Source organism: Amycolatopsis sp. NPDC049868 (assembly GCF_044461365.1).
Lineage (GTDB): Bacteria > Actinomycetota > Actinomycetes > Mycobacteriales > Pseudonocardiaceae > Amycolatopsis.
The window spans coordinates 809,669-822,919 of record NZ_JBITKV010000002.1 but is presented as its reverse complement, the minus strand read 5'-3'; the positions used below and the strand labels follow the sequence as shown (position 1 = coordinate 822,919).

General features: G+C 69.3%; 15 protein-coding genes. 6 read left to right on the top strand and 9 right to left on the bottom strand.

The genetic code is table 11. From position 1 onward, the window contains the following. Positions 1–32: 32 nt before the first annotated feature. From ACIBTM_RS12140 to ACIBTM_RS12110, 7 genes are all read right to left on the bottom strand, one after another. On the bottom strand, positions 33–662 hold the full coding sequence (locus ACIBTM_RS12140; RefSeq protein WP_395876510.1) for an alpha-ketoglutarate-dependent dioxygenase AlkB family protein: 630 nt from the start codon (positions 660–662) through the stop codon (positions 33–35). After that, complete coding sequence (locus ACIBTM_RS12135; protein WP_395876798.1) at positions 650–787, bottom strand: hypothetical protein; 138 nt, start codon at positions 785–787, stop codon at positions 650–652. Before ACIBTM_RS12135 ends, ACIBTM_RS12140 begins: the two co-directional genes overlap by 13 nt. 86 nt (positions 788–873) lie before the next feature. After that, a complete protein-coding gene (locus tag ACIBTM_RS12130; RefSeq protein WP_395876509.1) occupies positions 874–1,932 on the bottom strand; it encodes a zinc-dependent alcohol dehydrogenase family protein in 1,059 nt (352 codons plus the stop codon). Positions 1,933–1,941: 9 nt separating this feature from the next. After that, positions 1,942–2,322, bottom strand: coding sequence for a transcriptional regulator (locus ACIBTM_RS12125; RefSeq protein WP_395876790.1), 381 nt, complete (start codon positions 2,320–2,322; stop codon positions 1,942–1,944). Between the two features lie 189 nt (positions 2,323–2,511). Beyond that, positions 2,512–3,195 (bottom strand): metal-dependent transcriptional regulator, encoded by a 684-nt coding sequence (locus ACIBTM_RS12120; RefSeq protein ID WP_395876508.1) that lies wholly within the window; start codon positions 3,193–3,195, stop codon positions 2,512–2,514. 35 nt (positions 3,196–3,230) lie between these two features. Continuing rightward, on the bottom strand, positions 3,231–3,680 hold the full coding sequence (locus ACIBTM_RS12115) for a GNAT family N-acetyltransferase (protein WP_007028633.1): 450 nt from the start codon (positions 3,678–3,680) through the stop codon (positions 3,231–3,233). A gap of 5 nt (positions 3,681–3,685) precedes the next feature. Further along, the gene (locus ACIBTM_RS12110) at positions 3,686–5,275 is read right to left on the bottom strand and encodes an amidohydrolase (RefSeq protein WP_395876507.1); all 1,590 of its coding nucleotides are present in this window, start codon (positions 5,273–5,275) and stop codon (positions 3,686–3,688) included. Between the two features lie 46 nt (positions 5,276–5,321). On the opposite strand from ACIBTM_RS12110, the gene ACIBTM_RS12105 reads away from it, so the two are divergent. The 4 genes from ACIBTM_RS12105 to ACIBTM_RS12090 are packed head-to-tail and all read left to right on the top strand — an operon-like array spanning position 5,322 to position 8,623. Continuing rightward, a complete protein-coding gene (locus tag ACIBTM_RS12105; protein ID WP_395876506.1) occupies positions 5,322–6,065 on the top strand; it encodes an enoyl-CoA hydratase/isomerase family protein in 744 nt (247 codons plus the stop codon). Further along, positions 6,062–7,606 carry an ATP-dependent acyl-CoA ligase gene (locus tag ACIBTM_RS12100; RefSeq protein WP_395876505.1) on the top strand — a complete coding sequence of 515 codons (1,545 nt, stop codon included), beginning with the start codon at positions 6,062–6,064 and terminating at the stop codon, positions 7,604–7,606. The genes ACIBTM_RS12105 and ACIBTM_RS12100 overlap by 4 nt, the downstream gene beginning before the upstream one ends. Beyond that, a complete protein-coding gene (locus tag ACIBTM_RS12095) occupies positions 7,597–8,238 on the top strand; it encodes a TetR/AcrR family transcriptional regulator (protein WP_395876504.1) in 642 nt (213 codons plus the stop codon). The genes ACIBTM_RS12100 and ACIBTM_RS12095 overlap by 10 nt, the downstream gene beginning before the upstream one ends. Before the next feature lie 58 nt (positions 8,239–8,296). After that, positions 8,297–8,623, top strand: a complete 327-nt coding sequence (locus ACIBTM_RS12090) for a hypothetical protein (protein WP_038508013.1) — start codon at positions 8,297–8,299, stop codon at positions 8,621–8,623. A gap of 71 nt (positions 8,624–8,694) precedes the next feature. On the opposite strand, the gene ACIBTM_RS12085 is transcribed toward ACIBTM_RS12090, so the two are convergent. Next, on the bottom strand, positions 8,695–9,864 hold the full coding sequence (locus ACIBTM_RS12085; RefSeq protein WP_005155959.1) for an acyl-CoA dehydrogenase family protein: 1,170 nt from the start codon (positions 9,862–9,864) through the stop codon (positions 8,695–8,697). A gap of 126 nt (positions 9,865–9,990) precedes the next feature. Between ACIBTM_RS12085 and ACIBTM_RS12080 the strand changes: the two genes are divergently transcribed. Together ACIBTM_RS12080 and ACIBTM_RS12075 are read left to right on the top strand one after the other, a co-directional pair. Next, the gene (locus ACIBTM_RS12080; protein WP_395876503.1) at positions 9,991–11,331 is read left to right on the top strand and encodes a cation:dicarboxylate symporter family transporter; all 1,341 of its coding nucleotides are present in this window, start codon (positions 9,991–9,993) and stop codon (positions 11,329–11,331) included. Then, entirely contained in the window at positions 11,328–12,017 is a 690-nt protein-coding gene (locus ACIBTM_RS12075) for a 4'-phosphopantetheinyl transferase family protein (RefSeq protein WP_395876502.1), read from the top strand. The genes ACIBTM_RS12080 and ACIBTM_RS12075 overlap by 4 nt, the downstream gene beginning before the upstream one ends. Before the next feature lie 16 nt (positions 12,018–12,033). On the opposite strand, the gene ACIBTM_RS12070 is transcribed toward ACIBTM_RS12075, so the two are convergent. Next, positions 12,034–13,182: an isochorismate synthase gene (locus ACIBTM_RS12070; RefSeq protein WP_395876501.1), complete on the bottom strand. Its 1,149-nt coding sequence runs from the start codon at positions 13,180–13,182 to the stop codon at positions 12,034–12,036. Between the last annotated feature and the right edge of the window lie 69 nt (positions 13,183–13,251).

Below are 13,251 nucleotides of genomic sequence, written 5' to 3'. Positions count from 1 at the left end.
AACAACGGTCGCGCCTAATGGCCAAAGGAGACCTAGCGCGCAGGAAGTCCCGAAACCCGCAAAGTGATGTTCAACCGCCCCGCCAAACCCAGCTCCGGATCAGCGGTCCCCGGCAAAACCCGAGGCACCCCATGGAAAGCCAGCCGGGACTCGCCGCCGAACACGAACAGATCCCCCGAGCGCAGATCCACATCCGTATAAGGCCGCCCGCGATCGGTCGTGTTCCCGAACCGGAAGACGCAGGCGTCCCCGAGGCTCAACGACACGACGGGCTCCAGCGAAGCCTCGTCCTTGTCCTGATGCTGCCCCATTTTCGCGGCGGAATCATAGAAGTTCACCAGCGCGATGTCCGGCTCATACGACGAAACCCCGTAGGCGTCGGAGACGGCTCGCCGTCCGAGATCGCCCAGCCAGCCCGGAAAGGGGAGCACCGGGGAGCCGTCTTCGGTCACCTTCGAATACCGGTACGGATGCCAGTGCCAGCCGAGGCACACCGTCCGCACCGACATGACGCCGCCGTTCGGCAGCCGCGTCCGCCGGTAGCCACGCCAGCCGCGGCAGGCTTCGACCAGGCGTCGTTGCTCGGCGAGATCGAGCCAGCCGGGAACGTGCACCGCGCCGGGCGCGACTTCGGTACGCGGGCGAGGGATCAGCGCGTCCACGTGTCGAGTGTGCCAGGACGCGCGCCGATGACCCGGTGGCCCCGCACCATGACGCCGGCCGCGGCGAACCAGCGCAGCACGCGCAGGCCGAATCGTGGCCCCACCGGGGCATCCATGACCGTCACGGCCAAGCAAGCTGCCATAAAGCGGTCGGAAATGCCACCTTTCGGACTACTCCGATCGGCCGGTTGACCACAACGCGTTCACCCGGTCACTGTGCGAATTCGACCACGGTCACCCCGGCCCGCGCGGGCACCGGATCGTTCATCTCCGCGAGCACCGCGGGGACGTCGTCGAGGCCGACCCGTTTGCCGATCATGCCTTCGAGGTCGATCCCGGCCGTCTCCACCACCCGCAGCATCTCGGGGTACTCGTGCGCCTGCAGGCCGTGGATGCCGACGATCTCCAGTTCCCCGCCGATCACCCGGTGCATCGGGATCGGCGCGATGCCCTGCGCGGGCGGCATCAGGCCCGCCTGGACGTGCCGTCCGCGTTTGCGGAGGCTCCCGACCGAGGCGGCGCAGGTGGCCGGCGAGCCGAGGCAGTCGAGCGAGACGTGCGCGCCGCCGCCGGTCAGCTCCCGGACGCGCGCAGAGACCGCCTCGTGGCCGTCGAACGAGGAAGGGTCGACGGCCACAAGAGCGCCCATCCGCGAGGCCAGCGCCCTGGCCTGCGGGGACGGGTCGACGGCGACGACCGACGCACCGGCCGCGACGGCCAGCAGGATCGCCGAGATGCCGACGCCACCACAGCCATGGACCGCGACCCACTGACCCGGCCGGACCGCGCCCTGGCGCAGCACGGCCCGGAACGCCGTCCCGAACCGGCAACCCAGCGCCGCCGCCTCGGCCGACGACAGCGAATCCGGCAGCGCCACGAGGTTGACCTCGGCGTTTTCGATGGCGACGTACTCGGCGAACGAACCCCAGTGGGTCGCGCCCGGCTGGAACTCGCGGTCGCAGATCTGCTGGTCACCGGCGGCGCACTGGGCACAGGTGCCGCAGGCGCAGACGAACGGCACCGTGACCCGGTCACCCGCCGACCAGCCTCGGACGCCCTCGCCGAGCGACGCGATCCGGCCGGCGAGTTCGTGCCCGGCGACGTGCGGCAGCTTCACCGACGTGTCGTGCCCCTGCCAGGAGTGCCAGTCGCTGCGGCACACCCCGGTCGCCTCGACGGCGATCACCACCCCGCCCGGCGGCGCGACCGGATCCGGCACCTCGCGTACCTCGGGCAGCACCCCGAACTCCTCGAAGACGACCGCCCGCACCCGCGCTCCCTACGTGTCCCGGCCTCTCTGCATCATGAGACCCTCGCCGGGCACCGTACACCGGGCCGCCCGACCGCGCGGCGGCCCGAGAAGCCGCGACAGCGACTCCGGCGGCACCCCGAGGACCTCCTCGAGATTCTTGAGCACCAGCAGGGATTCCGGTCGTTCGGGACGGCAACGCCCCGACTGCCAATGGCTCAGTGTCGCGAGGCTGACCGAGCACCCCCGCCCTCTCAGCCGGTACCGGATCCGATCGAGCCCGAGACCCCTCGCCCTGATCGCCGCCCTGAGGGCGTCCGCGAACGGCCCGGTTTCCAAAAGCCGCCTGAGTTCACGTCCTTCCGCCACCCCCCGGTCGATGGTGTGTGTCCGCTGACCGGTCATCTTCATCGCCTTCGCACGCTCGCTAGCCACCCGGAATAGCGCAGCCTAGGCGGGCGAACACATGATCGGAAGGGCCTTAGATCACCTTTCCGCGCGGCATGCGGGTGACGTGCGGGCGTGCCGAATTATGCAGGGACGTAGGGAAAATTCCCACCGTGCGGCCCGGCCTGAACGCGTCCACAGTGGACACGGGGCTCAGCGTAGCGCGACCGACAGGGCCTGCGCGATCTCCTTGCCGATGGCGTGTGTCGCCGCGTCGGGCGGCGAGCCGACCTTGACCACCATCGGGCCGCCGAACGGCTGGCGCTCCACGACCTCGATCCGCTCGCCGAGGCCGATCGAATGCTCGGTCAGGTAGCGCAGGAGTTCCGGATCGGTGTCCCAGACACGGACGATCTCGCCGACCGCGCCGGGCGGGAGGTCGTCGAGGATGCGCATCGGCATCTCCTCGACGCTGCCGTCGGGGGCGGGGATGGGGTCGCCGTGCGGGTCGCGCATCGGGTTGCCGAGCTTCGCGGCGATCCGCTCGACGAGCCGGTCCGACACCGCGTGTTCGAGCGCGTCGGCCTCGGCGTGCACCTCGTCCCAGGTGTAGCCGAGTTCGGACACCAGGTAGGTCTCGATCAGCCGGTGGCGGCGAAGCACCGAGCGGGCCAGCAGCCTGCCCTCGGTGGTCAGCTCGATCCCCCGGTACGGGACGTGCGCGACCAGGCCCAGCTGGGACAGTTTGGTGACCATGCCGGACGCCGAGGACGGGCTGACCTCCAGCCGTCCGGCCAGCGACGTGTTGGTGACGGCCTCACCGCGCTCCACCAGCCCGTAGATCACCCGGACGTAGTCCTCCACGGACGACGACCTGCGACTTGCCCCTTCACCCATGGTTGCGAGTTTACGGCTTGCCGCTTGGCCGCGGCTCACCCAGCGTGCGGCCGCCAGCGGTACCGGATCCAGCCGGGGACGGGGTCGGCGCCGAGCTGGGCGTAGAACGCCTCACCCTTCTCGTTGCCCTCCTGCATGTCCCATTCGACCCGGCCGGGGGTCCGCGCGCTCAGCTCGTCGAGCAGCTCCCGCCCGAGGCCGAAACGACGGTGCTCGGGGCGCACGAAGAGATCGTCGAGCCAGATCCCCGGCCGGGCCTCCCAGGTGGAGAAGTTCCAGCTGCAGAAGGCGAAACCCGCGACCTTGCCCGGCTCACCCGGCGGGGTGGCCAGCAGCACCCAGGCCTTCGGATCGGGCCCGAAGAGGAATCCGGCCATCTCCTGCCGGTCGAGCTTCAGATCGTGTTTGTCCTCGTAGACCGCGTGCTCCTCGATGAGCGCGCAGATCTCCTCGATGTCGTCCGCGACCGCGTCCCGCACCGGCATGGGTCTCAGCTCCGTTCGTAGACGATGTCGCCGCCGACGGCGGTGGCGACGACGTGGATCGAATCCAAAGCGGACTCGTCGGTCGGGTCGGCCGAGAGGACGGCGAAGTCCGCGAGCTTGCCGATCTCCAGCGTGCCCAGGTCCTTCTCGGCGAAAGCGGCGTACGCGGATCCGTAGGTGTACGCGCGCAGGGCTTCGGCGGGGGTGAGCCGCTCATCGGGCCCCAGCACGACACCGGACGCGGTCTTCCGCCGCACCATGTCGGCCAGCGCGAGCAGCGGCGCACCCTCGACGACCGGGCGGTCCGAGCTGGCGGGCAGCACGCATCCCGCGTCGAGCAGGCTCTTGAGCCGGTAGCACCACGGCTCGCGTTCCGGGCCGAGCGCGGCCCGCATACCGTCGCCGATCTCGTTGACGAACCGGCCCTGCGGCGAGGCGATCAGCCCCAGCGACGCCAGCCGCTTCAGCTCCTCCGGCCGCAGCACCGCGCAGTGCTCGATGCGGTGCCGGTGGCCGGGGCGCGGATCGGCCTTCAACGCGGCTTCGTAGGCATCGAGGACGACGGTGATCGCGCGGTCGCCGATGGCGTGCGTCGCGATCTGCCAGCCGGCCTTGTGCGCGGCGGCGATCGTCCGCGCGATCTCGGCTTCGGGCACCTGGAAGTAGCCGACGTTGTCCGTTTCGCCGGCGAACGGCTCGTGCATCGCGCAGGTGCGGCCGATCAGCGAACCGTCGGCGAACAGCTTCATCGCGCCGATCCGCAGCCATTCGTCGCCGAAGCCGGTGCGCATCCCCAGATCGAGCCCGAAGCCGGCACCCGCGTCGAGGTCGTGCAGCACACTCGCCGCGACCATCACCGTGCTCCGCACCCGCAGCACCCCGCGTTCGCGCGCCAGCTGATACGCGGCCAGCTCGGCGGGGGTCTCCCCCACGAGACCCCCGCCGATCCCGGCCTCCTGGACGCTCGTGATCCCTTCGGCCAGGTATCGCCCGCTCGCCCTGTCCAGGCCGCGGACGACCCGCTCGACCGGCGTCGGATAGGTCAGCGGCCGCAGCATGAGCTGGGCCTGTTCTCGCAGAAGCCCCGTCGGCGAACCGTCCTCGTCGCGGACGACGTCACCACCGACGGGCACGTCGCCCAGGTCCAGCCGCTCCAGCACCGCGGAGTTGACCACGGTCATATGCCCGGACGTGTGCTTGAGCCGCACGAGATGCCCGGGAGCGGCGCGGTCGAGGCCCTGCCTGGTCGGATGGCCGCCCACGAGTTTGTTCTGGTCGTAGCCGCTGCCGATGATCCAGCCGCCCGGCGGGGTTTCGGCCGCGCGCCGCGCGACGGCGTCGTACACCTCGTCGACGCTGCGGCAATCCGAAAGGGCGACGTCGTCGAGAGCCATGCCGAACCAGGCCATGTGGTTGTGCGCGTCGTGGAATCCGGGCACCACCACCGAGCCACCCAGATCCACGCGCCTTTTCGCGGAAAGCGCGGCCGCATCGTGACCTAAAGCCACAATTCTGCCGTTCAGCGCGGCAAGCGCTACGGATTCCCCTGTACCGGTGAGGAACCGGGCGTTCTCGTAGACCGTGTCGACCCGCATGGATTCGACCCTATCGATCGATCGATCGGTCGTCTAGGCTCGGCGTATGAGCACCGTGGACTACGCACTCGACGATGGCATCGCAGTGATCTGGTTGAACCGCCCGGAACGGCTCAACGCGGTGGTCGCCGAACTGGTCGACGACCTGCTGGAGGCGCTCGACGCGGCCGCCAAGTCGGACGCGCGCGCCGTCGTGCTGGCCGGACGGGGACGCGCGTTCTGCGCGGGTCACGACCTGAAGGAACCCACCCCGGAGGGTGATTCACGCCCGCGGCTCGACCGGCTACAGGACGTGACACGTCGCCTTCGCGGCCTCCGCCAGCCCGTCATCGCCGCCGTCCACGGCTACGCGATCGGCGCGGGCGCCGAGTTCGCGATGGGCTGCGACCTGATCCTCGCCGCCGAAGACGCGGTGTTCGCCTTCCCCGAGGTCTCCCTGGGCCTGAGCGTCACGGGTGCGGCGTCGCGGTTGCTGCCGCTGCTGGTCGGCCCGCTGAAGGCCAAGGAACTCCTGCTGCTGGGCGAACGGGTGAGCGGCGCCGAGGCGTACGAACTCGGCCTGGTCAACGCCGCCCTGCCGGCCGACGACCTGATGGACACCGCGCTCGCGTGGGCGGCCAAGATCGCCGCGCATCCGGCGGCCGCGGCCACGATGGCCAAACGCGCCCTCGATTCCGGCATCGACAGCTCGCTCGACGCCGCGCTCGAACTCGAAGTCAGCCACGCGCTGATCACCGAACACTCCGCCGAGGTCGCCGCTTCGGCCCAGGCCTTCCGGAGCCGGACATGACCTCGCTCGCCGGGATCGACACCCTGACCGGGCTGACCACGAGGGCCGCCGCGCTCTGGCCGGACAAGACGGCGTGGATCTTCGACTCCACCGGGGAGAGCTTCACCTTCGCCGACGTCGACGCGCGCAGCACGGAGTTCGCCCGCGCGCTGCTCGATCTCGGCGTGGCACCGGGCGACCGGGTCGCGGTGATGCTGCGCAACCAGCCCGAATTCCCGTTGCTGTGGCTGGCCTTGGCCAAGATCGGCGGCGTGCTCGTCCCGGTCAACACCGGGTACCGCGAGTTCGACGGCACGCACGTGCTGCGGCATTCCGGCGCCAGGTTCGCCGTCGCCGCCGAGGAATTCCTGGAGCTGCTGAACAAGATCGCGCCGGAAACCTCGCTGGAACGCGTGCTCACGCCCGGTGAACTCACCGGCTCCGGCGGTGTCCCGGGTTTCGCGAGCGAAGGCGAACGCCCGGTCAACATCCAGTACACATCGGGTACCACAGGCGCGCCCAAGGGCTGTGTATTGCCGAACAGGTATTGGGCGACGCTGGCTACCAGCCTGGCCACGGACTTCCCCGCGGTCGGCGCGGACGACGTCATCCTGACCGCGCAACCGTTCCACTACATCGATCCACAGTGGAACGTGGCGCTGGGGCTCGCGGGCGGCGCGACGCTGGTGGTGCTCGACCGCTTCCACCCGTCGACGTTCTGGGAGAAGATCCGCGAACACGGGGTCACCTGGTTCTACTGCCTCGGCCTGATGCCCACCCTTCTGCTGCGCCAGCCGGAAAGCGAGCTCGACAAGGCGCACCAGGTCCGCGCGATCTGCGCTTCGGCCATCCCGCGCGACCTGCACGCCGCGCTCGAAGCACGCTGGGGCGCGCCGTGGTTCGAGGCCTTCGGCATGACCGAGACCGGCGGCGACATCCGGATGTACCCGGCGGATCACGAGGAGACCGTCGGCACCGGCTGCCTCGGCAGGCCGGCGCCCACCCGCGAGGTGATGATCGCGGACGCGGATGGGAAACCACTGCCACGCGGGGAAACCGGCGAACTGCTGATCCGCGGGGTCGGCCTGATGCACGGCTACCACGACGATCCCGAAGCGACCAGGCGCGCTTTCGACGGCGGCTGGTTCCACACCGGCGATCTGGCCACAATGGACGGCGAAGGCCGCGTGTACTACGTGGGCCGCACCAAGGACATGATCCGCCGCAGCGGCGAGAACATCTCCGCCGACGAGGTCGAACGGGCACTGCAGCTGCATCCCGCGGTCAAACTCGCCGCCGTCATCGCGGTGCCGGACGACATCCGGGGGGAAGAGGTCAAGGCGTACATCGTCCTTGACGAGAACGAGGGGCACCGGTGCGAACCGGCCGAGCTGGCGGAGTTCTGTTCGGCGAAACTGGCGTATTTCAAGGTTCCCCGGTTCTGGGCCATCGCGGCGGAGCTGCCGATGACACCGTCGGAGCGGGTCGCGAAGGGTGAGCTCAAGAAGGCGGAGGACCTCCGCGCCGGTTCGTGGGACAGGACCACCGAGTCATGGTTGTGAACACCCGCGAACGAGTCCGGCAGGCGGCGGTGAAACTGTTCGCCGCCAAGGGGTTCCATGGCACCGGCATCCGGGATCTGGCGCAGGAGGCGGAGCTGTCCTCGGCCAGCCTGTACCACTACATGGGCACCAAAGAGGATCTGCTGGTCGCCATCATGAACGAGTCGTTGCGGCGGCTGCTCGACGCGGCCGAGCTGGCGACCGCCGGGCTCACCGATCCCGTTTCACGGCTCGGATCCCTGGTGGCGCTGCACGTGCTCGCGCACGCCATCCAACCGGATGACACCCGCGTGGTGGACAACGAGGTCCACGCGCTCACCCCCGACGCGAGGGCCGGAGTGGTGGGCCTGCGCGACGCCTACGAAAAGCTGTGGGCGGACGCCATCGAAGACGGTGTCGCGGCAGGTGTCTTCCGCACCGATCAACCTTCGGTCACCCGGCTCGCGCTGGTGGAGATGTGCAGCGGGGTCGCGCGCTGGTATTCGCCGAAGGGGCCGCTCACCCTGGATCAGCTGGCCTCCCATTACGCGGAGCTGGCGCTGCGGGCGCTCGCCTGCGAACGGCAGCTGGACGTCACGGCGTTGCAAAACTGCCGTGAAGTGGTCTCGGGAGTGTGGCGAGTGCCCGTTTAGCGGCGACTTTAGGCCGGTACGCCTTGCTCAGACGGCTTCTCTGGGGGACGCTCGAAGGGTGACTGAGCAAACGATCCAACTCGAACTGGACGACTCGGGTCTCTCGCCGGCGTTGCCGGTGCCTTCGAACCCCCGTGATCAGGTGCAGGACGTCCCCTACCGCCCGGTGGGCTTCCGCGACGACGACCTGCCCACGGCCCTCGAACGGTGCGCGACATGGCTACGCCAGGCTCAGGAGTGGCTCGGGGAACCGGTCGATGTGCTGGCCGTCCATCTCGACTATGACGACCGCAAGGGTTCGCCCTACTACGACGTGAAGCTTCTCTGCAACGAGGAGGACCTGGCCGGGGTCCCGATCGCGATGCGGAACCAGAAGGACGACTAAGGCCAACGCAATGAACGGGCCGTTCCTTGCGAAATTTGCAAGGAACGGCCCGTTCATTGCACGGGCGAGTGTCAGCCCAGCGTGCCGCCGACCTTGACGTGCCCCTTGAGCAGGTTGCGCGCGATGGTCCGGCGCTGGATCTCGTCGGTGCCCTCGTAGATCCGCAGCAGCCGCAGTTCGCGATACCACCGCTCGACCGGCAGTTCCCGCGTGTAGCCCATTCCGCCGTGGATCTGCAGGACGCGGTCGACGATCTCGTTCGCCTTCACCCCGCCGTACAGCTTCGCCATCGACTGCGCGTGCCGCGAGTCCAGCTTCTGGTCGACCTGCCAGGCGGCGTGCAGCACCAGCCAGCGCAGCGCCTCCAGCTCGGTGCCGGAATCCGCGATCATCCACTGGATGGCCTGGCGCTCGGCGATCTTCTGCCCGAACGTCTCCCGCGTGTTGGCGTGCTCGATGGCCATCGAGATCAGCCGCTCGCAGGAGCCGATGGCACGCGCGGGCAGCAGGTAGCGGCCCGCGCCGATCCACTGCATGGCCAGGTCGAACCCGTGCCCGAGCTCGCCGAGGATCTGTGTCTCCGGCACGCGGACGTCCTCGAAGACCAGCGCCGCCGGGCCCCATTCGCCCATGGTGTCGATGTATTCGGACTTCCAGCCCGCGTCGCGGTCGACGAGGAAGCAGGTGACGCCGCCGTTCGCGCCCTTCTCCGGATCGGTGATCGCGAAGACCATCACGAAATCGGCCTCGTTGCCGCCGGTGATGAAGGTCTTCTCGCCGTTGATGACCCAGTCCGTGCCGTCCTTGCGGGCGGAGGTCCGGATGGCCTTGGCGTCCGAGCCCGCGCCGGGTTCGGTGATCGCGAAGCACGACTTGCGCTCACCCGAGATCGTCGGGAGCAGGTAGCGCTCCTTCTGCTCGTCGTTGGCGTAATACAGGATGTTGTCCGCGGCACCGCCGAAGCGGAACGGCACGAACGTGCGGCCGAGTTCGGCCTCCAGCAGCGCGGTCATCACCGCGGACAGGCCCATGCCGCCGTATTCCTCCGGCGTCTGCACACCCCAGAACCCGGACTCCTTGGCCTTCAGCTGCAGCTCGCGCAGCTCTTCACCGGTGAGACCCGGCTGACCGGCGCGTTCACGGCGCAGCACCTCCTGCTCACGCGGCATGAGGTCGCGCTGGACGAACGTGCGGACCCAGTCGCGCACCTCGCGTTCCTCGACGCTCAGAGAGAAATCCATGGTCAGCCCGCTCCTGTTCGACAGTGACTAAGCGCTCGCTTAGTCCAGCGTACCGCTTCGGTTGTCGTTCGCCGAGGAGATGTCATAAGTTTTCGCAACCTGTTCCCGTCTCGTCGAAGGGCACCCATGAGCACGGCAGCACCCGCGACGAAGCGGGATCGCACGCACTACCTCTACATAGCCGTCATCGTGGCGGTGGGGCTCGGCATCGCGGTCGGCATCCTGTTCCCCGAGGTCGGCAAGGAACTGAAGCCGCTCGGGACCGGGTTCGTGAACCTGATCAAGATGATGATCTCGCCGATCATCTTCTGCACGATCGCGCTCGGCGTCGGCTCGGTGGCGAAGGCCGCCAAGGTCGGCCGCGTCGGCGGGCTCGCGATCGGCTACTTCCTGATCATGTCGACGGTCGCGCTGGTCATCGGCCTGGTCGTCGGCAACATCCTGCAGCCCGGCACCGGCCTGCACCTGACGCCCGAGATCGCCGAAAAGGGACAGGACCAGATCGCCAAGAGCGAGGGCACCGTCGAATTCCTGCTCGGCATCATCCCGAAGACGCTGGTCTCGGCGTTCACCGAGGGCGAGGTGCTGCAGACGCTGCTGGTCGCGCTGCTCGCCGGGTTCGCGCTGCAGAAACTGGGTGACAAGGGCGAGCCGATCCGCCGCGGCATCGAGCACATCCAGCGGCTCGTGTTCCGGATCCTGGCGATGATCATGTGGGCGGCTCCGGTCGGCGCGTTCGGCGCGATCGCCGCCGTCGTCGGCGACACCGGCTGGAAGGCTCTGCAGAGCCTCGCGGTGATCATGCTCGGCTTCTACATCACCTGCGCGCTGTTCGTGTTCGTGGTGCTCGGGCTGATCATCGGCCTGTTCGCCAGGGTCAACATCTTCAAACTGCTGCGCTACCTCGGCCGCGAATTCCTGCTGATCCTGTCGACGTCGTCGTCGGAGTCGGCCCTGCCGCGGCTGATCGCGAAGATGGAGCACGCCGGCGTCTCCAAACCGGTCGTCGGCATCACCGTGCCGACCGGGTACTCGTTCAACCTCGACGGCACCGCGATCTACCTCACGATGGCGTCCATCTTCATCGCGGACGCGCTCGACAAACCGCTGACCATCGGCGAGCAGATCTCGTTGCTGGTGTTCATGATCATCGCGTCGAAGGGCGCGGCCGGGGTCACCGGCGCGGGGCTCGCGACACTGGCGGGCGGGCTGTCCTCGCACCGGCCGGAGCTGGTCGACGGCGTCGGGTTCATCGTCGGCATCGACCGGTTCATGTCCGAGGCCCGCGCGCTGACGAACTTCGCGGGCAACGCCGTCGCGACCGTCCTGATCGGCACCTGGACCAACGAGATCGACCGGGAGCAGCTGGACCGTACGCTGAACGGCGAATCACCGTTCGACGAAGCGACCCTGCTCGACGAAAACGGGAGTGACGAGACGGTGGAATCGGGTAAGAAGGAGACGTGATCGAATGCGCGGTCCGCTGGTCGGAGCCCCTCCCCGCTGAACCCCGGTTCCTGGCCCTGCTCGACGAGCTGGAGCAGGGCCGGTACGCGAACTACCGCCAGGACATCGACAAACGCCGGTTCCTGACCGGCCGGGTACTGGCGAAGACCGTCGCCGCCGAGCGGCTGGGCCTGGCCGTCGAGGCCGTGAGCTTCGACGCGACCTGCGAAGACTGCGGCAAACCGCATGGGCGGCCCCGTGTCCCCGGCGCGCCGCTGATGCTGTCGATCTCGCATTCCGGCGACCTCATCGGCGTCGCGGCCACCGCGGGCACCCCCGTCGGCCTCGACGTCGAGACGGCCACCAGGCGGGCCGAGGACTCGCTCATGGAGTACGCGCTGACCCCCACGGAGCTGGCCGCGATCTCCGGACTCTCCGACGACCAGCGCGCGACGGCGTTCTTCACCTACTGGACGCGCAAGGAAGCGGTCATGAAGGCCACCGGGAAGGGCCTCAAGATCCCGCTGCAGAGCATCACGTTCTCCGGATACGACGAGCAGGCCCGGCTGGTCCGGTCGTCCCACCAGGCCCTCGACCCGGACCGGACCCGGCTCGCGGACCTGAAGGCGACCGAGGGCTACCGGGCCGCCGTCGCGCTGATCACCTCGGACGACATCTCGGTCACCGAAGACTTCGCGCCCCTCTGACCGCACGCGAAACGCGTCAGATCTCCAGGCCCATGGCGGCGAGCAGGGTGCGGAACTTCGCCGAGGTCTCGTCGAGTTCGGTCCGCGGGTCGGAGGCGGGCACGATGCCGCCGCCGGCGTACAGCCGCATGGCGGTGTCGGCGATCTCCGCGCACCGGATCCCGACGGCCCATTCGCCGTCCCCGGCCGCGTCGACCCAGCCGACGGTGCCCGCGTAGTACGCGCGATCGAACGGCTCCAGCTCTTGGACCAGCGAGCGCGCGGCATCGGTCGGGGTGCCGCAGATCGCGGGCGTCGGATGCAGCGCGGCGGCGAGGTCGAGCGCGGTGACGTCCTGGTCGTTCAGCTCACCGGTGACGGTGGTCGACAGATGCCAGATCGCCGGAGTCGAGACGAGTTCGGGCCCGCGGACGTCGAGGGTGCGGCAGAACGGCCGCAGGATCTCGACGACGGATTCCACCACCACGGCGTGTTCGACGTGGTCCTTCTCGGACGCCAGCAGCGCCTCACCATTCGCCTTGTCGATCGCCGGGTCGGCCGACCGGGGCATCGACCCGGCATGCGGCCGGGAAACGACGGCGCCGCCGGTGCGGGACAGCAGGAGTTCGGGGGTCGCGCCGACCAGCGTGCGCCCGTCGGGCAGCTGCGCGGCGTAGGTGGTGTGCCGGGGATTCCCGTTCGCCAGGTTCCGGACGACTTCGGCGACCGGCACGGCCTCGGCGAAGTCGAGATCGAGCGCGCGGGCCAGGACGACTTTGCGCAGGTCACGGTCGCTCAGCGCCGCGACGGCCGTGCGGACGGCGGCCAGATGGGCCTCCGGCTCGGGCACGGGAGTGACCTTGACCGGCCGCGGAAGCGAGGTGCGCGGCGGGACGGCCGCGTGGTCGGACGACGCGCGGTGGACCGCGCGCGGGAGCACCAGATGCCCCGGTGTCGACGTGGTGTCACTGGTGTCGAAGGGCAGCACTCCGACCGCGATCGAAGCACCCGAGTCGGTGAACAGCCCGGGGAGCGCCCCGGACAGCCGCGACGGCTCGGTGTCGGTCGCGGTGGCCACGGCCCCGCTCGCGAGGAGCGCGTGCCGTGCCGTGGCCAGGAGGAAGTCGCCCCGCTCGTAGCGGGCGGCCAGGTCTGCCGGGGTCGCCGGTGCGGTACTGGTCGTCACCCCACCAGCGTCCCAGGCTCCGGCTGAGACCAGGGGAAAGTGTTGCCCGGGCAACAGCCTCTCAGACAA

Excerpts from the sequence above, each read along its gene's own strand:
- ACIBTM_RS12095 (WP_395876504.1), top strand. The coding sequence starts at position 7,597 with ATGGTTGTGAACACCCGCGAACGAGTCCGGCAGGCGGCGGTGAAACTG.
- ACIBTM_RS12085 (WP_005155959.1), bottom strand. The coding sequence starts at position 9,864 with ATGGATTTCTCTCTGAGCGTCGAGGAACGCGAGGTGCGCGACTGGGTC.
- ACIBTM_RS12100 (WP_395876505.1), top strand. The coding sequence starts at position 6,062 with ATGACCTCGCTCGCCGGGATCGACACCCTGACCGGGCTGACCACGAGG.
- ACIBTM_RS12125 (WP_395876790.1), bottom strand. The coding sequence starts at position 2,322 with ATGAAGATGACCGGTCAGCGGACACACACCATCGACCGGGGGGTGGCG.
- ACIBTM_RS12115 (WP_007028633.1), bottom strand. The coding sequence starts at position 3,680 with ATGCCGGTGCGGGACGCGGTCGCGGACGACATCGAGGAGATCTGCGCG.
- ACIBTM_RS12110 (WP_395876507.1), bottom strand. The coding sequence starts at position 5,275 with ATGCGGGTCGACACGGTCTACGAGAACGCCCGGTTCCTCACCGGTACA.
- ACIBTM_RS12120 (WP_395876508.1), bottom strand. The coding sequence starts at position 3,195 with ATGGGTGAAGGGGCAAGTCGCAGGTCGTCGTCCGTGGAGGACTACGTC.
- ACIBTM_RS12105 (WP_395876506.1), top strand. The coding sequence starts at position 5,322 with ATGAGCACCGTGGACTACGCACTCGACGATGGCATCGCAGTGATCTGG.
- ACIBTM_RS12080 (WP_395876503.1), top strand. The coding sequence starts at position 9,991 with ATGAGCACGGCAGCACCCGCGACGAAGCGGGATCGCACGCACTACCTC.